The organism is Paenibacillus xylanexedens, from assembly GCF_007680605.1.
Taxonomy (GTDB): Bacteria; Bacillota; Bacilli; order Paenibacillales; family Paenibacillaceae; genus Paenibacillus; species Paenibacillus xylanexedens_B.
In genome coordinates this window covers 651,206-673,662 of the sequence record NZ_VEIO01000001.1, presented here as the reverse complement: position 1 = coordinate 673,662, position 22,457 = coordinate 651,206, and the positions used below count along the sequence as shown (strand labels likewise).

The following is a 22,457-nucleotide window of genomic DNA, read 5'->3' as shown; positions in this document are numbered from 1 at the left end:
CCATATTATATCATATTTTTCCTATTTTTGATTAACGATCCATACATAAAAAAAGGAGTTATCGGTAAAAACCGATAACTCCTTTTTGGGAGCCCTGCTGATGAGATGTATTCGATGATGGAAACATGTACTCTCTCAGGATAGCGCTGTATTATTTTTGAGCCAAAAATGCATCCAGTTGCTCTTGTTTGGCCGCGATAATTTTATCGATACCTGCTGCTTTCAATTTTTCCAAATACTTTGGAATCATTTCATTCGGATCAACTGCACCCGAGGTCATGCCTGGCTTAAACTGTTTGTTGACGTTATTTACAGCTGCAATTTCATTTTTAACCGACTGGCTGTTAAATGTGAAACCAAGGGCAGGAGATTTTACGCCTTTCGCATTAAACTCCTTGAACTTCTCCCATTTCTGCGGATCTTCGTTATCCCACAGATAGTTCAGGAACTGGTTACCCAGTTGCCATTGTGCACCTGGATTGTAGGTACGACTGTTCGCATCTACACCGTCAGGCAACTTGATGATGTTCTCTTGACCTTCTACTTTTACATAGTGTTTGCCTTCGATACCGAAGTTGAGCAAATTGTTAATTTCTTTGTCGGAGTGCAGCAAGTTAATGACTTGCATTGCTTTCTCCGGCTGTTCGGAAGAACGGGAGATGGCAAGCATCGCACCAGAGGCATCACCGGTTGTAATCGTTGGACTCGTCATCTCAATTTGCGTAAGCGGATGTCCTACATAGCCTTCCTCTTCCTTGTCTTTACCCGGCTTCATGCCATCCGTCCACATAAAAGCTTTGCCGGCTTTCGCCTGATCTTTCGGGAATACGTTGGACGTAGCAGCGTCACTGTTGATGTAGCCCGCTTGGTACCATTTACGTGCAAGTTCCGCTGCTTCTTTGAATTCCGGTGTTTCCACTTCGTTCAACACAGTAGTCTCACCTGCTGTTTTGGAGATTACGCCAGGTACAGACGCATCCCCGAGGTAATCCCAGTCGAGATTTTCGAGCAATCCGTTACCATTTGTATTGGACATATAAAACGGAGTAACGGACGGTTCATTCTCCTTAATGGTTTTAAGCAGTGGTTCCAGATCAGCCCATGTTTTAACGGCTGTCAGGTCCATTTTGTATTTATCAGCCAAATCCTTGCGTACCAACACACCGCGAGTGGCTGCAAGCTCCTTGTTGGTAGGTACACCGTAATTTACACCATCCACCTGGGAGCCTTCCAGGAAGGCAGGGTCCAGATTTTTCTTGATATCCTGACCATATTTATCTAACAAATCATTCAGAGGCAAGAAGGCACCCTTTGCTACGTTTACCGTGTAGTTCTGCCAAGCAGCGGTAAAGATGATATCTGCCTTTTCCCCGGAGGAGATCATCAGATTCAGCTTGTTATCCCACTGTCCCCAGTCCACAGCATTAATCTTGATCGTTGCTCCAATCTTGGGCTCCATCTTTTTGTTAATTTCCGCTTCCACGAGAGCGACATCTTTCTGAGGTGTGCCCGGATAGAACAACGATACCTCATAAGGCTTTTCGTTGCTTGTGTTCGGCGTACTGCCCTCAGCACCCGGTGTTGCAGAGTTTCCCTTGTCTGACGAACAGCCCGCGAGCACCAGTGCCAGCGCCATGGCCGCTGCCGTCATACGTGACCAGACTTTTAACGATTGAACCAATTGAACCCCTCCTGTTCATATAATGGACCCTGTCTTCACACCCTTACCGTTCTTCCCCAATTCCAAATAAACGGCAAGCTTTCTGTATATGCCCTTTCGTCTATCTCCCTTAGACCCTACTCACTCCCTAACCGGCCGGAGTTATCCTTTCACAGCACCTACCGTCAGACCTTTGATGAAGTAACGCTGGAAGAATGGATACGCCAGTACGATTGGACCGATACCGACGACAGCCATCGCCATTTGCAGCGTTTTGTTGGGCAGATTGAGAAGCCCTCCCTGTGACGAAATCTGTGAAGAAACGTTGGAGTTGGTTGTTAAATATTGAATATCGAGCAGCGTCCGGTACATAAGGTACTGAAGGCTGATCGTCCGGTTATCCGAAATAAAAATCATACTAAGATACCAGTCATTCCAGTAGTTCAGCGTACTAAACAGCGCGACGGTTGCCATAACGGGCAATGAAAGCGGCAGTACGATTCGCAAAAACGTTTTCAATTCACCTGCTCCATCGATGCGTGCCGATTCCAGAATAGAAACGGGAATGGAGTTCGCGAAGAACGTACGCATAACCAGTACAAAGAACGGTGATAAGAGCAACGGCAAGATCAAGGCAAAAATCGAGTTTTTCAAATCCAGCACGTTGACGTAAACCAGATACCAAGGAACAAGTCCACCGTTAAACAACATCGTAAAGAAGATGAAAAAGGCGAACCAGCCTCGGTATGGCAAATCTCTTCGTGAGAGCGGATAGGCATATAATGCGGTCAGCGCAACGCTCGTAATCGTACCAACGACCGTTACAATGATAGAAATTCCGTACGAGTGGATGATCTGATCCATATCTTTAAAGAGGAATTCATAGGCCGTAAGGCTGAATTGCTCCGGTATAAGCTTGTAGCCATTCGCAATAACGGTTGTCTCGTCCGAGAAAGAGATGGCGAAGACCAGTATGATCGGCACGATACAGGCAATGGCATAGAATAAAAACATGAAATGAATGACAGCAGCAGAACGCTTCGATACAGCTAATGGATCACGTGTTTTCACAACTGACTTGCCTCCTCTCAAAATAGTGCATTATCTTTGTCGATCCGTCTGACGATGGTGTTGGACACCAGCACCAGTACAAATCCGACAATCGCTTGATATAAACCTGCCGCAGATGACATCCCGATGTCTCCACCAATGAGGAATGTCCGATATACGTACGTATCAAGAACGTTGGTTACAGGGAACAGCGCGCCCGATTCCAGCGGAACCTGATAGAACAAGCTGAAGTCTGCATAAAAGATCCGGCCAATCTGAAGCAAGGTCATAATGACAATCAGCGGGATCAAAAACGGAATGGTGATAAAACGAATCTGATGCCACTTCGATGCACCATCCAGCACAGCCGCTTCATAATATTCTTCGTCAATACCCACAACAGCGGCGAGATAAATGACGGCATAATAACCTATATTTTTCCACGTATTCACGAGCGGCAGGATATACGGCCAATACTTCGGTTCCGAGTACCAGTCAATCGGCTGTCCTCCGAACATTTGCAATATGGTTGAGTTCATAAATCCCGAGTCCTTGCCGAGGAATGCCAAAACGAGATAACTGACCACGATCATCGATAGAAAATAAGGCAACAACATCAAAGATTGATACAGTTTGGACATCGCTTTGTTTTTGACTTCGTTGAGTAAAATGGCGAGACCTACACCGACTATCAGATTAAGTGCAATAAACACGGTGTTGTATGCAAGGGTGTTTCGCGTAATCTCCCATGCATCGCTGGTTGAGAACAGATATTTGAAATTGTCCCACCCGCTCCACGGGCTTCCCCAGATTCCATCCGCGTAGTTTACATTTTTGAATGCGATCAGAACGCCGAACATCGGCATATAATTGTTTACCAGCAGAAACAGAATGCCTGGCAAAAACATCAGGTAAAGCACCTTGTACTTGCCAAGATTGTACAACACGGACTTGCGCTTTCGAGCCGTGCCTTCCGGTATCTCCGATATCCGTACGCCCTTACCCGCTTGGGGTTGTGTCTTCATAACGTGTTCTCCCTCACTCCTCTTGAATTCTTCCTCAGGATGAAGCTCCGTGCGCCTCCTGTGGTTCAAGTATACGGCGGGGCGATCAACTCCTCTATCTGCTGTGGTGACCTGTTCAGTTATCAAATTATGACTTTAATCCCATAAAAAACAAACAAAAGGCGCAGCATGCTGCGCCTGATTACACGGTTCTGGATTGTTTGCGAAACTCCTGCGGCGTGATGCCGGTGCATTTTTTGAACATTTTCGTAAAATGGGAGTAGTTATAGTATCCGACCTTACCTGCAATATCCGTTACCTTGACGGTGGATTGGGATAACAACGTTTTCGCCATGGCCACTCTGCGCTGAAGAATAAACTCGGACAGAGACATGCCCTTTTCTTTACGGAACAAACGGGACAGATATGCCGGGTTAAATCCTGCAAAAGCAGCAAGCTCTTCCCGCATCAATTCTTCTCCAATGTGGTTTTCAATGTAGATACATAACTGATCCACAATGGACATCGGGTTCTGATCGTCCGGGTACAGCACGGGAATGACTCGATCTATGAGATCAAGTGTCCACTGTTTCAACTGCGGCAATGACCTCGTGACTACCGTTTCTTCCGGCTCCCGTTCTCCGGGATACAGGCTGCGAATGGACACATTATTCTGATGCAGAAGCGGATAGACAACGTGCAACATCGCATGATAATAAAGCCGTAACATCTCTGGTGACAACCCTTCCTGAGCAGCAAGCAAATCGAAGATTTCATCCACACGTTCACGCAAATCTTCTACCTTGCCGGTTTCGAAAAGGATGGATAGCTCCGGGAACCATGGGATAGGCAAAAACCGATCCTCCTGATCCCGATCCCGCTCATCATACACAAAAACCTCTTCCAGCTCTTTAATGTTGCGGCGCTCCATGTCCATAAGTTCATTCAACATGCCTTGCAATTCGGTTACAGCTACCGGTGTGCCAACATAACAGGATAACCGGCAGTAGAAGTATGTGCCGCACTCTTGAATGTAGCGCTGACATCGCTGCTCTGCTTCATCGGTTGCAAGGATAACTCCATCTTGTTCGTAGGCAAGCACAATATTTAAGCCACTATGATCCTGGAACACTTCACCCGGTTTGTCTCCAAGCAATATTTCTCTGGCTGCGTTACGCAGAGCGTATTCCAGTACCTCTTCATCGCGCAGGTTAAATTCACGTACCCACTCTTCAACGGAGATCACAATAGGAAGAACACGCACTGCGGGATCAATCTCTGCACCATATAGCTCAGCAAGCTGCTGCAACCGTTGTGGCGTAAGTGTACTTCGCTGAGACACAGCATCCTTCCAGAAACGTTCTGTCAGGAGTGGTTTATGGGTTTTCCACCGTTTGTATACGGTCTCGTAAACTTCATTCGTTCGGGTGCGCTGCTCTCCGTCCCTGATCTTCTCCAATGCCCGTGTAACGACTTTAAGCAGCTGGTCTGCAGGAGCAGGTTTTAACAAATAATCAAAGCTGTTCAGTTTGATAGCCGTCTGTGCATAATCGAACAACGCATGACCTGTCAGAAAAATCGTCAGGATGCCAGGGTCATGCTTCAATACCCAGCTCTGCAGGTCAAGCCCGGTTTCCCCAGGCATCTCGATGTCGCAAATCAGAATGTCGATAGCATGGGCTCGAATGACCTGCCTTGCTTCCTCCACATCACAAGCGCCGAATACCTGGTCAATTCCGGCTGCATTCCAGTCCACCCCCTCCAGCATCGCTTGCAGGGCATACACTTCATCATCCACGATCAACAGGTTCCGCATGAGTTCCTCCTTCTTGCTCCTCGGTCTGAGCAGGCAAATAAATGCTTACTGCAGCGCCTCCGTCTATCCTATTTTCAAACGTTAACCCGGCCTCAGGGCCATACTTCACCAGCAGCCGATGTGCAACATTCCATATCCCGATGTGTTGCCCTCCAGGATCTTTGGCATATTCTCCCCTTTTCAGTTGCTCTAACAAAACGGGTTCGAATCCGACCCCGTTATCCATAATCTGAAGCTGGAGCATCCCCTCTCCTCCGGGCTGAATACCGGATGCTTCGGTCAGGCGTGCAGTAATCCGAATCACGAACGACTGCATTCTTCGTTGAAAACCATGGATAATTGCATTTTCGACAAAAGGCTGAATCGTCAGCGGCGGAAGCACAACATGTCCCACCTCTGGATCAATATCAAGTTCGAAATCCAGCTTGCTCGGGAACCTTAACTTCTGAATTTCAAGATAATGCCGAATGTGCTCCATCTCTTCGTTTAGCGTGATCACTCGTTTGCCAGCCCTTAAGCTGGATCTGAAATAATCAGCCAGATGACCAGCCATCTGTTGCACCAGTTCATGTTTTTGCAAGGAAGCCAGGCTATGAATAATATTCAAGGAGTTCAGATAAAAGTGAGGATTAATCTGCATCTGCAATTGCTTGAATTCTGCCTCTCGCGTACGTAGCTGCTCCTCATACACATCAATCTTCAAATGTTGAATTTCCTGTATCATCTGATTGAAACTACGTGTCACAAACTCCAGTTCAGACGAAGACGGTGCCTCCAGCGTTACATCGAGTTCCCCTCGGCTAACCCTTCTCATTCCCCGAATAAGCGCATTCATTGGACGGAACAGAAGCTGTCTTAGGAAGAAAAGTGCTGTGATCAAAATAACGGCCGCCCCGATCGGAAGTAGCCTGATGATCTGTTGGAAAAACGGCAAATTACGCATCATATCTTCCTCTGGCAACAAGACGATATAATTCATATCCGACATGGCTGAGGGAATGCCCACCATTAGATACTGACGAGCAGCGCTACCCGGCTCCGAGATGACCTGATACGGGCTTTCCAAATCGGTCAAATGATCAGCGACCAGCTTGATCTGCCCCTTATTTAACGTAGAATCAGATAATGCTCTGCCATCAGGTGTAACGATCACCGCTCCACCTCTGTCACCTGATTCAGTAAACTGTTGTGTGTCATTCAGCGCATTCATATCGACCAGTGCGCCAGCATAGAACTGCTGATTAATACGTACCGTTTTCACAAGAGCATTAAATGATCCTCCGCGCACGATGCTCCATTCCGGCCTTTGGATATCCCCTTCGAGCTGACGCAACTGTGCAGGCATATTACGTTGTACCACCGATTTTTTAATATCATAATTGCCCGCGGTTGCCAGCAACAGGTCATCATTCACCGCATCATACAAATAAAAAGAATCGATAAGATTATAGAAACCGATATCGGTCATAAACTTGTTCATGATTCGCTGCTTGGCAATGATGTAATCTCCACTTCCGTATTCCAGAAAAAACAGCGAGATAATATCAGGGTCACGTTCGCCCAAACTGTATAAATATCGATTGGTTTCCTGTAATACACGCTCATTTTGTTCCACGTTTTTGGCCAAATGATTCATATTGGTGAGGGATACCTTATCACGTACGACCTTCATGGCATACACATTGTTATAGTACAACAGCATAAACAGCGGCAACATGATTAACGTAAGTCCCACAATAAATTTAAAGCGTAATGAACGGATCAAGTTCATACATTAACGTCCTTTTGATTCAGGCTCGCTGAATCTTTTCTAATTTCTACCTGAAGATGGCATGTATATTGTAATCACCTCGGTTTGACGTTGTCTATCAGGTTCGGTGACCCGCAGATGTGTGTTATCGTGACTTGGTATAGTCATAGTCCCTGTCGTTTGTTTGCTCGCTTCACTCATATAATTCTCTGGATGTAAAAAAAATCCTGCTGCCACCTCCACGAACACCTAGGCTTGACATGCATAGGATATAGCACTCCCAGGATCGATGACCAGGGATGCAGGAGGCTGCAACCATGATCTGTGTCGCAGGCATTATGACCATTGGACTGCTGGCAACTGAAACATTAAGTGGCTCCGTCACCGGGGTTTTTAACAGTTTTATCTACGCAACGAAGGAATTGTTAAGTACAATCTTTATCATCTCAATAATCGTGGCGATGAGCCGTGTTCTGATCCGAACAGGTATTAATGAAATCATGGTCACACCGCTCACCCGATTTATTCGCACGCCTCATGCCGCATACTGGGGCATTGGACTTATTATGATGGTCGTATCTTTATTTTTTTGGCCATCTCCTGCAGTAGCCTTGATTGGAGCAGTACTTTTGCCGGTAGCAGCCCGCGTAGGTTTACCTCCGATTGGAGCCGCCATTGCAATGAACTTGTTTGGGCACGGCATTGCCTTGTCAGGGGATTACATTATTCAAGGTGCTCCCAAACTTACTGCAGACGCAGCAGGTCTTCCTGTTACGTCAGTGATGGTTGCCAGTGTTCCTCTCGTCGTAGTCATGGGCATGGTATCTACGCTTACCGCCTTCTGGATGCTTCGCAAAGAAATGAACACCACCAAACGGAAGGAACAGGAGTTTTCTCCACGGCAGCAGTCAGCGCCTGAGCCACAGTCAGAACCGAATGAGTCTGCACCGGTTCCCACATTGCCTCTTCGTCTGAGAAAAACATTCGCCCTTTTTATTCCGTTGTTATTCGCACTTGACGTTGTGCTAATGTTTGTCCTAAATCTGCAGGGCGGAGATGCAACAGCGCTGATTGGCGGAACCGCAATCGTTATTCTGATAGCCGTTTCCCTTGCAACACACCGTCACAGCGGCTCAGAAGAGACGACCGGTTATTTAATTGAAGGATTCCAGTTCGGCTTCAAAGTATTTGGTCCAGTCATTCCGATTGCCGCATTCTGTTATCTCGGTGACGCTGCGATAACGGAGTTATTTATGAATCCACTTCCTGCAGGGTCACACGGGATCGTCAATGATCTTGGCGTTGCACTTGCGGGGATTGTGCCTATGAATGGAACCGTCGGGGCGATTACGATGACCGTCACTGGAGCTGTAACCGGTCTGGATGGCTCTGGCTTTTCGGGAATTTCCCTCGTAGGTTCGATTGCTGCCATGTTTGCAGGTACGACTAGCTCGGCTCCGGTACTTACCGCACTGGGCCAAGTAGCCGCAATCTGGGTTGGCGGCGGAACGTTAATTCCGTGGGCTTTAATTCCGGCTGCCGCCATTTGCGGGGTCAGCCCGTTTGAACTTGCGAGGCGTAATCTGAAACCGGTTATCATCGGATTAACAGTAACTACAGTTGTAGCGATCTTTCTCATTTAAATGTGACGCGTGATCTGGCAAAATCCCATAGCTCCGGCTCCTGCAGGCTGGCTAGTTCTCGCATCACTATGTAAGGATCACCCTCTAACCCTAGTACACGGGCGAAGGCAGGCTCTGTTTTCCACCCTGCTTGCTTAAGTCTGCGAATCTCGCGTTGCCCTGCCTCTCCCCATAACTGCAACAAACTCCATTCGACCTGCATATGTAAGTAGGCATTCTGTTGATCGACAGGAGTTGCTTGGGCAAATATTTCAACAGGCCATAATCCCAATCTCAGTTTACATGTAACGTATGCGTTCTGACCTAAGGCATGATCTCCGAACGTCCACTCTGTACTTCCGTTCACTGCAATGCGCTCTAGTTGACTAGAAGTCTCAACTTGGAAAGCGTTCAGATCTTCTGAATAACACAGGATGTCCAGATCACTATCAGGAAGATACACGTCAATCGGTACCGTCCCCGCAGGGTATGCAGCGTGGGCAGAAAGCATGAGAAGTAGTCCGCTCTCGTGCAAAACACGGTAAGCATCTTGCTGCCGTTGGTTACCGACTGACAGGTGCGTCATTACTTTTTCGGTCGTTTCCAGCCTCCCGTTCACACTCATTGCGGATGATTACCTGCAGAAATTACTTGTTTCACTCGCCCCACTTGACCGTTTGTCAATCTCACCTTGATCCCATGAGGATGTGAAGGAGACTTGGTTAACAGATCCTTGACGATGCCCCTCGTCAGTTTACCACTGGATTGATCCTGTTTCAGTACGATATCCACCTCTAAACCAGGTCTGATGTCAGCTCTCTTTTGTCCATTCAACTTGTTCACCTTCTCTATTAACATAATAGGGTCTGATATAAAGACTTTATCTATTGTAGACGTTTCGATTGTAAAACAAAAGCCTAGGACTTATTTCCGAACAATTTGCGGCATACCCGCCAAACCGAGGTTCAATGAATAACTTCACGACAAACAGCCGCAAAGCATCATTGGTTCAGCTTGATTGCGGCTGTGATTAGTTTAGACTTACTAATAAAATCTTGCTTCCAACACAATCCTAGGTCCAGCTGGTTTTGCAGATGAATCTTTCAATCGCCTGCACTAGGGCTGCTTTCGTGGTAATGAGGACGACACCCCACCCTTGGCAGCTTCACGAGCTTTCACGGCAAGAAGTTCAGATACGGTAACAAATTGATAGCCCTGTTCCTGCAGTTTGGGCAAAATCGTTCGCAGGGCATCAATCGTATGGGATTTGCTTTCCACTTTGTCATGAAACAAAACGATGTCCCCATTACGAGCATTATTTAAAACTTTGTTTGTAATCGCGGATACACCAGGTAGAGCCCAGTCTCGAGTATCCTGATGCCAAGACCATAATACGATCGTGTAGCCCTTCTGCTTCGCCGTCTGAATCACCATATCGTTGTAATACCCCCCAGGAGGTCTGAACAACAGTGGACGCTCCGCACCTGCATTTACAATCGAAGCTTCTGCCGCTTGCATGTCTTTCAAGTATTTGTCCGCTGTTGTTGAGCGAACGGCATACGTGTGTGCAAACGTATGATTAGCAATCTCGTGTCCTTCTAACTGCTCCTGCCTGACGATATCAGGAAATTTCTCTGCCCATTTGCCGAGTACAAAAAAAGTACCCTTCGCATGATACTGTTTGAGCAAAGCTAAAATCTGTGGTGTCTGAACAGGGTCTGGCCCATCATCAAAAGTCAGAGCGATCAGTTTGTCCTGCGTGGGGACTTCCCATACGATCTCTCCCCGTTCTTCATAATACTGACGATTCTTCTGCACTGGCTTGGCATACGCCGAGCTTGTCGAACTGCCAAGGATCACTCCAGTTAGCATGAACAATGCGATGAATCGGGTAGCTTTCAGGTTCATGTCGTATCCTCACTTTGAATTTCATACGTCAAACTCTCCGTTAGCATTGCCCGATTCATGCGAACTCATGAATGATCGATTAATCATGGTTAATCGTTTTTCAGAGCTGTTGCCTCTACATCATTGATATAACGACGTAATCTGGCTGCAACATCGCGTGTAATCTCTCCGTTCTCATACAGCTGTTGTATTGTATTGCGTTGCTCCTGAATGGCGACCATCTGAAGTTCCAGTTTATCCTGATTGAAGGGATCTTCAGTCGTCTTATCCTGATTCCACGCACGTAACTTTGCGATCACCCGTTCATATTTGGAAATAACCGCGAGAGCCGCCACACGATTGGAGTCATTCATATGTGCCCGGATGGCTTTGATTGCTGCCTGAGAGGTGCGCAGCTTCACCTTGCGGAACAGATCGGCATTTTCAAGCATAAAGGGCTGATCTGGTTTGCCGGAACGGTTTGTGAACAGTTGACCCAGCATTCGTCCAATCTCATTGAGCGACGACAGCAGTTGAGTGTTCGTCCGGTTTGAAAGCATCATCTCCTTACGATCCAGCCAGTTATCACATTTGAAAGCCGCTTCTGGCCCAAGGGCATTTTCATCCATCATCACTTCAATCTCTTTACGCTCCGCCCGGGTAGCAATCAGATTGATCGCTGTTTCCTGCTTCTGCAATGCTTTACGATTATCTGCTGTAAACTGCCCTGTCGCCTGTTTAATATATTTGGACAAGTCAGACACAACGGCCAGTGCGGCAGCTTTATTTTCATCGTTCATTTCAGACTTGACTGCTCGAATAGCGGCATTCAGCATAATGTCCTGTGCTCTGCGTTCAGATTTCTGTGGTGTATTTTCATCGGAGGATTTCCCCTCTTCTTTGGCTAACACAGGTAACAACGCGCTCGCCGCAATCAGAGAGAACAAAATAACACCAGCCGCCAGAAAAATTATTAAATCACGCTCGGGAAAAGGTGACCCGTCCTGAAGCACAAACGGAATCGAAAATGCTCCAGCCAGCGTCACTGCACCTCTTACTCCGGATAGAGAGAGAATAGTAATCTCCTTAAAACGCGGTTTGCCACTAGCGGACTTCGCACGTAGCCATTCATTGACTTGCCAGAACAAATATATCCACATGAAACGTAACAACACAAGTAGTACGGAAATGATCAGTACATAACCCAGCACCTCGAAGTTATTGAATGAGACGTTAACAAAGATCTTACTAAGCACATCGGGAACCTGCACGCCGAGAATGACAAACACCAGACCATTCAAAATAAATAAAATAACAGACCATGTGCTCGCAGACACCACTTGCATCTTAATCTGAACCGATTCCGCCCTGTCACGCTCAATCGCATGAATAATCCCGCCTGCAACCACAGCCAGAATACCTGAAACTCCGATCTCTTCACTCACCAAATAGATGACAAATGGAGTCAGAATCTGAAGCAACATATGAATGGTTACATCCTCCATGCCCAGTCTGCGAATCCATACCCCGAGACGAATAAACAAAAAAGACATGAGCGCGCCAGCGAGCAGGCCTCCTGCGGCAATGATAATGAAACTGAATGTGGCTTGAGCGAGTGAAAAGACACCCGTAACCGTCGCTGCGATGGCAAATTTAAACGCCACCAGGCCCGAAGCGTCATTCATTAATGCTTCTCCTTCAAGAAGTCTATGTATGCTTTTGGGCAGATGTACACGTCCGGCCATGGCACCTACAGCCACTGCATCTGTCGGGGAAAGAATGGCCGCAAGCGCAAATGCGGCAGGAAGTGGAATGGTCGGAATCAGCCAGTGTATGGCATATCCGGCAACAGCAACCGTAACGAACACCAGTCCTAGTGCAAGCAAAAGAATCGGTGCACGCAGGTTCCAAAGTTCGTTCCTTGGCGTTCTTTTTCCATCGTTATACAATAAGGGCGCAATAAAAAGCACAAAAAACAATTCCGGATTCAATGGTAGATGTACACCTGCTGGCAACAGGGCTACAGCTACCCCCAGAGCAATCTGAATAAGCGGAACGGGAATAAAAGGCACGAACCGGTTCAACACGTTAGATAAACCGATCAGTCCAAGCAATGCAAGTACCGCAATGAATAGTTCCATGATGACATCCCTTTCCGCTACATAAGTCATGAATCGTTTGTGATGCCTTTATTTTAACAAAAGCATAGACGTTTATAACAAAGTTTTCATATTCATTTACCCATTTCTTTGTAGCTGATACGCATCGTGCTGAAACATTTTGATTGAGTTCATATATAAGATGTACAATATGTTAAGGACATACTCTGTCGGAAAGGAACGTTCAACTATGGCTTTTGGGATTAAACGGAAAGAACTTGCAGCATGGAAAGAACAAGTCACACGCGGTGAGATCGCTTATCTCACTCATTTCTGGATCGATTCCAGATTCCCCGGCATAACCAGTGTCACCAAAGTGGGCTGTGCAGACCTTCATCGCCTGGAACAATGGTGTCGTGAACACGGGTTAGACCCGCGTTATATTCATCGGAGACAGCCCTTCCCTCATTTTGACTTAATGGGCAGCCGGCAGAAAGATATCCTTATACAGGAAGGCTTGAACGATCATGTATCTCGCTTTCATCTGTAGCTCTGTTATAATGCACAAAACGCCAGTCTTCACATATTCATACCCGTTGCCGGGCACGAATGCATGAGGACTGACGTCTTCAGGTGTCATATGCATTAACGATAAGTCTGCTCAAAAGATTTCATGTCTTCCAGCAGCTTCATTTCTATTTTTTTGAGCATGCCCAGCATTAACTGCTGTTCCTCCTCCGTAAGCGCTTGTAACAGCTCCCATGTCATACGGCCACGATTAACATTCAACGTTCTGGCTAACTGTTCGCCCTCTTCCGTTAAGGACAACCAAACGATTCTTCGATCTTCCTCGCTGCGTTCCCGTTGAATCAAGTTTTCACTTTCAAGTTGATTAAGCACAATCGTCGTAGCTCCAGAGGACAGACTAAGTTGACGCGCAACATCAACAGCCATACAGCGCTTTTCACGTAAAATCATGCCCAATATATGGCTTTTTGTTGGATTCAGCCTGCAGTTTGTTTCTGACTTTTGCTGTTGATCCAATACTTTATTTTTATATCTGAAGAAGGCCTCCAACAATTGATCAACGTTTGCCAATTGCGAGTTTCGCTCCGTATTCGGGCTCATATCCGTTCCTCCTGCCTTTCATTGTAACCTGCCTTATATTGTAACATATTTACACACATTTGGTTGTGAAAAAATAAGGCTACCTAGCGAGCAAAATGGGCGCATCCCTTTATGTGATAAAAAATTTGAATTTGGCCTATTGTATATCAGGAATACTTTGATTATAATAACGTATATCCAATAGGTTACTTTTAGTTACTTAATAATTTAAATAAATTTGTTTTCATAAAGTAAACAGTTACCAACACTAGATTTTTACCATCATATAGCAAGGGAATAATGTACATGAAATCAATGAATATTCAAACAAGCGATATCAGGGATACAGATGTCTGTATCGTCGGGGCAGGACCTGGAGGCGCCTTGCTTTCGTACCTGCTGAACCAGAAAGGCATCTCTACATTACTTATTGAGCGACAGCCACATCTCCATAAGTCGTTCCGCGGAGAACTGCTGAATGCAGATGGCGAAGCCATTTTGAACAAGCATGGGTTATATTCACACATTCAAGAGCACGGGGTATTACCACTGGAACAGATTCAATATTGGGAAGAAGGCAACATCCTGCACACGATTAATCCTGATCCAATCAAAGGGGAGCACCATGTTGGCGTGCATGTACCACAAGATCACCTTCTTGAAGCGATCACAACCCAGATCGAAGCGTTAAACCCGATGCATCAGGTTCGCTTCAACACCGTTATGACCGGGTTGCTTCGAGACAAAAACGGACGGGTTGCTGGCATTAACGTGCGTCAAAACGGTGTTCCTGCCTCCATTAGAGCTTCGGTCGTTATTGGCGCAGACGGCAGATATTCGGCAGTACGCAAACATGCCGGCCTTGTTCCCGAGATTCGCAAACACGGCTACGATCTGTTATGGGCACGCATCCCTGCACCTCCAGGATGGGAACCTGCCGTCCGCATGGCAAGTATGGACGGTCAGCAGCTCGCATTATTTTCACAATACGGCGGTTATGTACAGATTGGGTGGAACATTCCCGAAGGAGGCTTTGCCAAGCTGCGTGAACAGCCCTTTGCTCCTTTTGTAGGCAAGCTGGTAGCCGCCTTCCCTTGTCTTACGGATTCTGTCGCTGCGCATATCAAAAACTGGAGTGATTTTGTGCTGCTCTCTGTAGAGAGCAGTTATAGCTCCAGGTGGGCGGATGACAATGTCGCTCTAATTGGTGATGCTGCTCATACGATGACACCCACAGGAGCATTCGGCTTGAATGCTGCGCTTGAGGATGCCGACGTTCTTGCCGAACTGCTCATACAGATGGCAGATCATGATTTCAGTTCTTCCGATGTGCTACAGCAACTGCAGGCCATTCGTGGCTCCAAAGTACAGCAACAATTGGCACGCCAAGTGGAGATGGAGTCTTCTTTTCAGCAGCGGTATGAATCCTTTCGCTAATTGCGAATCCACGAATACACAGCATCAGCGGATTTCTTTTTTCGTCTTAATTTTTCGGACCAATTCAAAAACCTCCACGCCAATGGAGGTTTTTGGGGTTAAATCAAGCTTCACTTGCATTCATTGCACTTACTCGCAGTTCTGTGAATGGCAAAGCTTGCATCTCTGGATGCCGTATCGTTACCGTGCGGCTCTCTCCTGGCAATAGATCAAAATAGTTATCACTGAAACGCACCCGGCCAACCGGCAACTCCAGCTTCACCATACGTGCAATGGCACCACTCGCATGAACGGTTACGGATTGTTCTTCCTCGTTTACATGAACGCTGAGCTGAGACTGCGGTAAAACGACATCTTTGGGATCACGCAAAAAGTAACGATTCATGGGTACAACAAACCCCTCGGCTTGCAATTCTACCATCACTTCTTCCGCCGGTTTTGTCCCAAGCACTTCGGCTTCCTCCACTGCAACAATCTGCAATGATGACTGAGCAGGCACCTTCACTTCATATGTAGAGTTATACAGCCGCTCTCCATGCAGGTCATAAACAATCAGTCGAAGTTGTCCTCCGATTTCATTTTGTGTATCGTTAATCACCCATAAGTTAAGCGAATGCCCTGGTTCATGCTCAAGCGACAATAATACAGGATGAAAGAACGTTCTGGCATAGTAAAAGGAAGCCTTCGGCAGCAGCTCATAATCGATCATCGACCAGCTTGTTCCTGGCCAGCTATCATTCAGCTGCCATACCAGCGCACCGCTGTTACGGTCATTGATTCGTCTGAAATGTTCTATCCCATAGCGTAGCCCCTCTGCCTGGGTCAACATGGAGAAGTTCATGTAATCCTCTATATTTTGTGGAATGCCCGTGTACCCTTCCATCAGCAAAATACCTTTCTGATGATTCGTATCCTTATTACGATTGGCCATTTCGGGACTCCCCCAGTAAAACTGGCCGGCAGGTATATTTTTCTCCAGCGTATACCGATTAGCTGAAGCATGCATGCCAAATTCACTGCTGAACAGTGCTTGATCCTTTTTATAATTTTTGAACGTGACTCCTTCAATGCTATAGTCCAGCACAGGTACTTCTCCCTGTTTCCTCGGGTATACAGAACCGTGCCACACTTGCCAGTTGTGCCGATCTCCGGTATCCGGGTCATTCGCATCCTGTCCATGATCTGCGCCATAAGGTGAAGAAGGCCAGTACGGCCTGGATGGATCAAGCCGCTCCAATGCCTCAGGAATCAGTTCATGGTAAATCTGTTCGCCGTAGAACGGACTTGTGATATCACCGCTAGCTGTTTTCATGTCATACAGCCAGTCGATTTCATTGTTGCCACACCAGATCGCCAGCGAAGCCCGGTTACGTAGACGAAGTACGTTATTCTCGACCTCTTGCTGCACGTTTTGCATGAAGTCACGATTGAAATCCGGAAATAACGCGTTGGCAAAAGCAAAATCCTGCCAGACGAGCACTCCTTGCCGATCACATTCGTCGTAAAAGACTTCTTTCTCATAAATGCCACCTGCCCATACACGCAGCATGTTCATATGTGCTTCTACAGACAGTTCCACAAGCTCGCGGTAACGTGAATTCGGAATCGTTCCAATCAGCTGATCGGCAGGTATCCAGTTTGCTCCCTTGGCGTAGATTTTGACCCCGTTCAGAATAAAAGCAAACCGGCTCTCTCCCTGCTCATTATGCAGAGCTAGCTCAATCGTCCGTATGCCATACGGCTGACAGTACCGATCCACTGCTACATCATCAGCATACAGCGTAACTTCAAGTGTGTACAGATAGGGTTCCCCCAGATCATGAGTCCACCATAAGCAGGGATGAGCCACATCTAACGTTACCTCTGCCTTCCCCTGTTTTACAGGCAAAGAAATATCGCTGGCTACTACCTCTCCGTGCTGATCCAGAAGACGGATATCACAAGTGGTCACAACTGGTTGTGTCCGTTTTTGCTTGCTACGCAAAGATAAAACAGATTGTACCTCAGCAGTGACTTGTACTTGAGCCTGTTCCTTGCTTACAGCGTTGGTTCGGGCATACACATGTTGCAGTTTGACAATCGTGCTGCGCTCCAGACGAACCGCTCCCCAGATCCCTACGGTAACGATGCGCGGCCCCCAGTCCCAGCCAAAATTCATAGCCGCTTTACGCAGCCACGGGCGTTCTTTCGTATACGAAGACCAATCAAACGTCTCCTTGTCACGATGATGAAGATGAAGCGGGTCAAAGCGTACCGCAATCGCATTCCAGCCGCTTCGCACTAGACCTGTCACATCAAATGTATGAGACATCAGCATATTAGCGGTTTGTCCAACCTCATGTCCATTGACGTATACCGTTGCAAACGTGTCCAAGCCTTCAAACACAAGTTCAATACGTTCCTCGGAAGATGCACCCGCGTCCAAATTAAAGGTGGTGCGATACCACCACTCCTTCTGCTCGATCCAGCGACTCTTGACATCGTTATGTCCAAAATAAATCGGATCTATAATGCCTCGCTCTGCAAGTGCCCCATGAACATCACCAGGCACGGTTGCCCCGATCCAGAATCGGTCATCCAGCGTTGCAGCGGCAACATCCATTGCTCGCTTTTCTCCAACCTCGTAATGTTGTATCTTCCACTGTCCTGATAAATCCTGACTTGTACGACACACGTTGACCATTGTACTCCTGCTCCTCCCGTCTAGCTGCCTGAAGATTTAAATGCAAGTGCCTGCTCCCGGTATTCACTCGGTGTTTTGCCTGTATGCTTTTTGAACAGTCTGCTGAAATACTTCACATCCTCATAACCGCTAATTGTTGCGATTTCACTGACCTTTGCCGGAGACACAACGAGCATATCCATTGCCCGCCTGATCCTCATATCTGTAACAAAGTCACCAAAGGTTACACCCATTTCTTTTTTAAACAATTCACTAAGATGTCCTGGATGCAAATGAACTTGTCCGGCCACCTGCTGCAAGCTAATATCCTGTGCCAGTGCATTCTCAATATAACCTATCGCTTTCTGCACATGTGCGGCCTGCCCTAGTCCCATACGACTGTGATATGCCTGCATCACATCATATAAATGGTGGAACAATTCATCCCCGATCTCTGCCGGTTTCTTGTCGGTTTCAGGGGTCCAAGGCTCAAGCCTGGAGGGTTGTTCCCTTCCAATCGCTTGAAGTGTTCGCGCCAGCCAGCGGTGTCCTGCAATGATCACCGAATGTAGACAAGCTCCATATGATCCCGGTGTGACATCAGGTTCTGCAATCAACCTCGTAATCAGTTCACGTATCCATGTTGTAAGCGTGACTGGATCATTGTCCATGAGCAACGTACCGAGGGTGGTCTCCTCCTCATGTGTCAACACCGTTTTGCCACCTCGCTTGCCGTTAACCTCTTGATATCGCCACACTTTGGTATCCAGCAGTCCACGGTACTGTAAAGCTAACAACGCCGTTTGATAACTACGGTGCAATTCAGAAGAGTGGTTAACAGGTTCACCAAGCACAGCGCGAAGTGAACATTTCAACCATGCCTCCATACGATCTATGCCTTCCTTGATCCTGTATACGCTTACTTCATTTTCGGAAGCCACAGGCAGAACACAGACAATATATTGTTTGTCAACCTGAGCAATCGTTCCCGGGAGCACTTCTTCAATCATATTCTGCACTGCAAACCGGAGCAGCGCATCGGAAGAGCGGCCCCACCCCTCTGCCTCAATCACAACAACTTGCCTGCTCACAGGCCGTTTGTTGCCACTAACTTGCTCTATGGATTGAACGGGGAGCGCATGTTCCTCATCAAATGCGAGAAAGGATGGGCAACTCCCCGAATTCGTTTGACCTTCGATCACCCATCTGGCAAACTTCCTCTCCCGGTTCTCACGTAACAATTGTCCCTCACGGGACTTCTCTGCCCATCGTTCTGTAATTCTTCCTTTGGCCTGCAGCACCGTTTTGATGATCTCTTCCGGTTTGCTCGTTTTCAAGAGATAGTCTGTGACTCCATTACGGATCGCTTGCTGGGCGTAAGAGAAATCATCGTAACCCGATAAAATAATGACCTCCAGCTCCGGAAGCAGATGCTGTGCTTCTTCCGCTAGCTCCAGCCCCGACTTGCCGTTCATTCGAATATCGGTCATCAAAATATGCGGGTATTCCTCCGCTAGTCGAGTTAAAGCCTCCTCGGCAGAAGCAGCTGGCGGAAGAATCTCAATGCCAAGTTCATGCCAGGCGATCACACTCGCGAGCCCTGTGCGAATGATGACTTCGTCGTCCACAATCAATAATCTCATGGCGATTCCTCCAGAATTGGAATGGAGAACGAAATTCGGGTGCCCCCACCCTTTTTGCTGTGTATTTCAAGTAACGCATCCGTCCCATAGTGAAGAAACAGTCTTTCGTTTACATTACGGAGACCATACCCTCCATCGGACAACGACTGCCCCAGTTGCTTCCCTTGGGAATGACTGCCCTGCGGCAACATGTTACTCTCATCCGCGGGGATAATACTGGCCCGCAATTGCTCCAATTGCTCCAGTTCCATGCCCGCACCGTCGTCCAGTACCAAAATGTTCATGCGCTCAACCGCGGAATCCTTCTGAATCATAATCGTTATCGTGCCTTGGTTTCCTGCCTGTTGAATCCCGTGAATCATCGCATTCTCCACCAGTGGCTGTAGCAGAAGCTTTAACATCATTCGTTGCTCCAATGCAGGATCAACAATATAATGCAGCACGAATTGATCCGGAAAACGAATCGACTGTACCCGTACATAATGACGGATATGCGCAATCTCCTGGGCAACCGGGCAGTAATCCTGTCCCTTATTCAAACTGATTCGTAGAAAATCACTTAGTCCCTCTACCATATCCGCGATCCGGTTTTCTTTGGACATCAGCGCGATCCAATGAATGGAGGAGAGCGTGTTATACAGAAAATGAGGATTAATCTGTGCCTGGAGCACGCGCAGATCTGCTTCTTTTTTGCGAGCTTCCCCACGAATGATCTCTTCCTTAAGCCATTCAATATGTGCACCAAGCAGATTGTAACTTTCCCCAAGCTTGCCAATCTCGTCATCGCTTTCTGCTCGGAATAACGGCAAGGGACGCTTCGGATCAATTCGAGACAAATGTCTGGTTAACACAAGCAGCGGCCTCGTAACCCTGCGAACCGTGAACCAGACCAAACCACCGCTGATTAACGCTGACAAGGCAACCGCAATTGCTGTCAAAATGATAATGTAACTATTCTCTGAACGGTATTGCTCATAAGGAACCATACCAACCAGCGTCCACCCCGTCAGTTCCTCAGGGTAATAAAGTACCGTACGTTTTCTTTCTTCCTCACCATACGTAGTCGTCCCACTATGCCCCTTCTGAATGCGCGTAATCAGTCCCGGTTCGAGATCAGATACATGTAGCCCAAGCCTGGATTTATCCATGGAGGACAGAACCTCTCCTGTGTTGCCAATCAGTTCAAGGCTACCTTCCCCTCTACCCAGTCCAAACGCCGGCCACCCTTTAGAGATCGCATTTTCATTTAAACTGATGCTAAGCCAGCCGATGGGACGATAATTGTGGATGCTGCGAATTGGCCTGATCAACGTAATGACATTTTGAATTCCGGCATAATTGCGAACGGGATATACACCCGTCCACCTTTTATCCGCGTTTCCACTAGGGAGAGAAGGGGAAAACAGGCTACCTCCGTCCGGTTCATACCAAGTGGCCGTGGACAACGCAGCATCAAAGCGCCCGGGATAAATGGCAATGTTCGCAATGTACTTTTTGGATGCGGCCAGATTGGTCATTCGGCCCACTATATCCAAGCGATCGGCTTCATGATCCTCATCGCGGCTTAGATATTGCTGAATATCCCGTTCTCCAATGAGGAAAATTGATAAATTCTCCGCATCCTGGAGCATATAACGAAGATTCGCTTCCACTTGCTTGAGCGTATCCATCCCCGATAGCTTCGTTTTTTCCTCCGTGATGCGTGAGGCAAACAGGAAAGCAAATAGTCCAAGCGCTACAAGTGGCACAATCATCGAAGCTGTGACAACGACGGACAGCTTCCGTTGCAGTGAAGATGTAAGCCAGCGAACCAACTCTGTTCCTCCTTTGGATGCGCCCCTCGCTTACCCTTTGACTGCACCTGCTGTCATGCCCTTCATCACCTGTTCCTGAAAGATTAAATAGACAATGATGGTAGGAATAACGGACAGGGTCATGGCAGCAAGCGTTAGACCATAATCGGTCTGATATCCGTCTGCAAAGTTTGCAATGGCAAGCGGTAACGTTTTCAATCCCGTTTTATTAATGAATACAAGGGCAAAGGAAAAGTCGTTCCACGCATGTAAAAAACTCAAAATGGTCACCGTAGACAGTGCAGGAAGCGACATGGGAAGCATGATCCGGGTAAAAAGTCCCCAAAGTCCGGTTCCATCCATAAAAGCTGCCTCTTCAATATCGCGCGGAATGCTGACCAGATAAGCTGTCAACACAAAGATTGCTGTTGGCAAGGCAAACGCAGTATACGGCAGGATCAAAGCCCAATACGTATTGAGCAAGGACATCTGTTTCATCAAAATAAACAACGGAACGAGTGTGCTATGAATCGGGATGAGCATGCCTACAACGAAAAACGTCATAATCAGCCCTTTCCAGCGAAACTGGAATCGCGCCAGAATGAATGAAGCCAGTGCCGCGATAAACAGCGTCAGAATCAGCGAGCCAATCGATACGGTTAGTGAATTGCCAAAAGCCGTTCCGAGCTTTGAACTTTCCCAGGCATTTGTAAAATTGGCCACATTCCAGTGTGCCGGTAGACCAAAAGGTCTGCTGTAGAAATCCTCATTCGCTTTGAACGCACTAATCACAAGCCAATAAAACGGATACAATGTTAAAATACCATAGACCGTCAGCAGCGTCCAAAGGATTCCTTTGCGAATCTGCCGAATGGAATGCCCTGCATGGCCTTGCGGTGTTGGAATAGTCACAGGTGTTGTACGCAT

17 protein-coding genes are annotated in these 22,457 nt (G+C 47.2%); 3 read left to right on the top strand and 14 right to left on the bottom strand.

Annotation, left to right across the window (positions count from 1 at the left end):
* Positions 1-151: 151 nt before the first annotated feature.
* From FS818_RS03115 to FS818_RS03095, 5 genes are all read right to left on the bottom strand, one after another.
* Positions 152-1,681, bottom strand: a complete 1,530-nt coding sequence (locus tag FS818_RS03115) for an ABC transporter substrate-binding protein (RefSeq protein ID WP_145329546.1) — start codon at positions 1,679-1,681, stop codon at positions 152-154.
* Positions 1,682-1,822: 141 nt separating this feature from the next.
* Positions 1,823-2,731 carry a carbohydrate ABC transporter permease gene (locus FS818_RS03110; protein ID WP_145329543.1) on the bottom strand — a complete coding sequence of 303 codons (909 nt, stop codon included), beginning with the start codon at positions 2,729-2,731 and terminating at the stop codon, positions 1,823-1,825.
* Positions 2,732-2,748: 17 nt separating this feature from the next.
* Complete coding sequence (locus FS818_RS03105) at positions 2,749-3,735, bottom strand: ABC transporter permease (protein ID WP_186331562.1); 987 nt, start codon at positions 3,733-3,735, stop codon at positions 2,749-2,751.
* A 181-nt stretch (positions 3,736-3,916) separates the two neighbouring features.
* The gene (locus FS818_RS03100) at positions 3,917-5,530 is read right to left on the bottom strand and encodes a response regulator transcription factor (RefSeq protein ID WP_145329540.1); all 1,614 of its coding nucleotides are present in this window, start codon (positions 5,528-5,530) and stop codon (positions 3,917-3,919) included.
* The gene (locus FS818_RS03095) at positions 5,505-7,301 is read right to left on the bottom strand and encodes a sensor histidine kinase (RefSeq protein WP_145329537.1); all 1,797 of its coding nucleotides are present in this window, start codon (positions 7,299-7,301) and stop codon (positions 5,505-5,507) included. The genes FS818_RS03100 and FS818_RS03095 overlap by 26 nt, the downstream gene beginning before the upstream one ends.
* Positions 7,302-7,597: 296 nt before the next feature.
* Between FS818_RS03095 and FS818_RS03090 the strand changes: the two genes are divergently transcribed.
* On the top strand, positions 7,598-8,923 hold the full coding sequence (locus tag FS818_RS03090) for a hypothetical protein (protein WP_397351707.1): 1,326 nt from the start codon (positions 7,598-7,600) through the stop codon (positions 8,921-8,923).
* On the opposite strand, the gene FS818_RS03085 is transcribed toward FS818_RS03090, so the two are convergent.
* From FS818_RS03085 to FS818_RS03070, 4 genes are all read right to left on the bottom strand, one after another.
* On the bottom strand, positions 8,916-9,527 hold the full coding sequence (locus FS818_RS03085) for a DUF4269 domain-containing protein (RefSeq protein ID WP_145329534.1): 612 nt from the start codon (positions 9,525-9,527) through the stop codon (positions 8,916-8,918). The genes FS818_RS03090 and FS818_RS03085 overlap by 8 nt on opposite strands.
* Entirely contained in the window at positions 9,524-9,736 is a 213-nt protein-coding gene (locus FS818_RS03080; RefSeq protein ID WP_090924399.1) for a YwbE family protein, read from the bottom strand. The genes FS818_RS03085 and FS818_RS03080 overlap by 4 nt, the downstream gene beginning before the upstream one ends.
* Positions 9,737-10,018: 282 nt before the next feature.
* Positions 10,019-10,810, bottom strand: a complete 792-nt coding sequence (locus tag FS818_RS03075) for a polysaccharide deacetylase family protein (RefSeq protein ID WP_145329530.1) — start codon at positions 10,808-10,810, stop codon at positions 10,019-10,021.
* 89 nt (positions 10,811-10,899) lie between these two features.
* Entirely contained in the window at positions 10,900-12,930 is a 2,031-nt protein-coding gene (locus FS818_RS03070; protein WP_145329527.1) for a Na+/H+ antiporter, read from the bottom strand.
* A gap of 208 nt (positions 12,931-13,138) precedes the next feature.
* Here FS818_RS03070 and FS818_RS03065 point away from each other — a divergent pair, with 208 nt between their 5' ends.
* Positions 13,139-13,438 (top strand): hypothetical protein, encoded by a 300-nt coding sequence (locus FS818_RS03065; protein WP_145329524.1) that lies wholly within the window; start codon positions 13,139-13,141, stop codon positions 13,436-13,438.
* Between the two features lie 95 nt (positions 13,439-13,533).
* On the opposite strand, the gene FS818_RS03060 is transcribed toward FS818_RS03065, so the two are convergent.
* On the bottom strand, positions 13,534-14,016 hold the full coding sequence (locus tag FS818_RS03060) for a MarR family winged helix-turn-helix transcriptional regulator (RefSeq protein WP_145329522.1): 483 nt from the start codon (positions 14,014-14,016) through the stop codon (positions 13,534-13,536).
* 285 nt (positions 14,017-14,301) lie between these two features.
* Here FS818_RS03060 and FS818_RS03055 point away from each other — a divergent pair, with 285 nt between their 5' ends.
* Positions 14,302-15,432, top strand: a complete 1,131-nt coding sequence (locus tag FS818_RS03055; RefSeq protein WP_260984501.1) for an FAD-dependent monooxygenase — start codon at positions 14,302-14,304, stop codon at positions 15,430-15,432.
* A gap of 103 nt (positions 15,433-15,535) precedes the next feature.
* Here the strand turns inward: FS818_RS03055 and FS818_RS03050 are convergent, their stop codons facing one another.
* Genes FS818_RS03050 through FS818_RS03035 form a run of 4 tightly spaced genes read right to left on the bottom strand, consistent with a single transcriptional unit; the run spans position 15,536 to position 22,457 of the window.
* Complete coding sequence (locus tag FS818_RS03050; protein ID WP_145329519.1) at positions 15,536-18,115, bottom strand: beta-mannosidase; 2,580 nt, start codon at positions 18,113-18,115, stop codon at positions 15,536-15,538.
* A 20-nt stretch (positions 18,116-18,135) separates the two neighbouring features.
* Positions 18,136-19,737 carry a helix-turn-helix domain-containing protein gene (locus tag FS818_RS03045; RefSeq protein ID WP_145329516.1) on the bottom strand — a complete coding sequence of 534 codons (1,602 nt, stop codon included), beginning with the start codon at positions 19,735-19,737 and terminating at the stop codon, positions 18,136-18,138.
* Positions 19,734-21,551 (bottom strand): sensor histidine kinase, encoded by a 1,818-nt coding sequence (locus FS818_RS03040; protein WP_145329513.1) that lies wholly within the window; start codon positions 21,549-21,551, stop codon positions 19,734-19,736. The genes FS818_RS03045 and FS818_RS03040 overlap by 4 nt, the downstream gene beginning before the upstream one ends.
* A gap of 30 nt (positions 21,552-21,581) precedes the next feature.
* Positions 21,582-22,457: a carbohydrate ABC transporter permease gene (locus FS818_RS03035; RefSeq protein ID WP_145329510.1), complete on the bottom strand. Its 876-nt coding sequence runs from the start codon at positions 22,455-22,457 to the stop codon at positions 21,582-21,584.

What these genes read in the sequence shown, in the direction of transcription:
- FS818_RS03105 (WP_186331562.1), bottom strand. Translation starts at nt 3,735, where the DNA reads ATGAAGACACAACCCCAAGCGGGTAAGGGCGTACGGATATCGGAGATA.
- FS818_RS03100 (WP_145329540.1), bottom strand. Translation starts at nt 5,530, where the DNA reads ATGCGGAACCTGTTGATCGTGGATGATGAAGTGTATGCCCTGCAAGCG.
- FS818_RS03095 (WP_145329537.1), bottom strand. Translation starts at nt 7,301, where the DNA reads ATGAACTTGATCCGTTCATTACGCTTTAAATTTATTGTGGGACTTACG.
- FS818_RS03090 (WP_397351707.1), top strand. Translation starts at nt 7,598, where the DNA reads ATGATCTGTGTCGCAGGCATTATGACCATTGGACTGCTGGCAACTGAA.
- FS818_RS03085 (WP_145329534.1), bottom strand. Translation starts at nt 9,527, where the DNA reads ATGAGTGTGAACGGGAGGCTGGAAACGACCGAAAAAGTAATGACGCAC.
- FS818_RS03075 (WP_145329530.1), bottom strand. Translation starts at nt 10,810, where the DNA reads ATGAACCTGAAAGCTACCCGATTCATCGCATTGTTCATGCTAACTGGA.
- FS818_RS03070 (WP_145329527.1), bottom strand. Translation starts at nt 12,930, where the DNA reads ATGGAACTATTCATTGCGGTACTTGCATTGCTTGGACTGATCGGTTTA.
- FS818_RS03065 (WP_145329524.1), top strand. Translation starts at nt 13,139, where the DNA reads ATGGCTTTTGGGATTAAACGGAAAGAACTTGCAGCATGGAAAGAACAA.
- FS818_RS03060 (WP_145329522.1), bottom strand. Translation starts at nt 14,016, where the DNA reads ATGAGCCCGAATACGGAGCGAAACTCGCAATTGGCAAACGTTGATCAA.
- FS818_RS03055 (WP_260984501.1), top strand. Translation starts at nt 14,302, where the DNA reads ATGAAATCAATGAATATTCAAACAAGCGATATCAGGGATACAGATGTC.
- FS818_RS03050 (WP_145329519.1), bottom strand. Translation starts at nt 18,115, where the DNA reads ATGGTCAACGTGTGTCGTACAAGTCAGGATTTATCAGGACAGTGGAAG.
- FS818_RS03045 (WP_145329516.1), bottom strand. Translation starts at nt 19,737, where the DNA reads ATGAGATTATTGATTGTGGACGACGAAGTCATCATTCGCACAGGGCTC.
- FS818_RS03035 (WP_145329510.1), bottom strand. Translation starts at nt 22,457, where the DNA reads ATGCGTACAACACCTGTGACTATTCCAACACCGCAAGGCCATGCAGGG.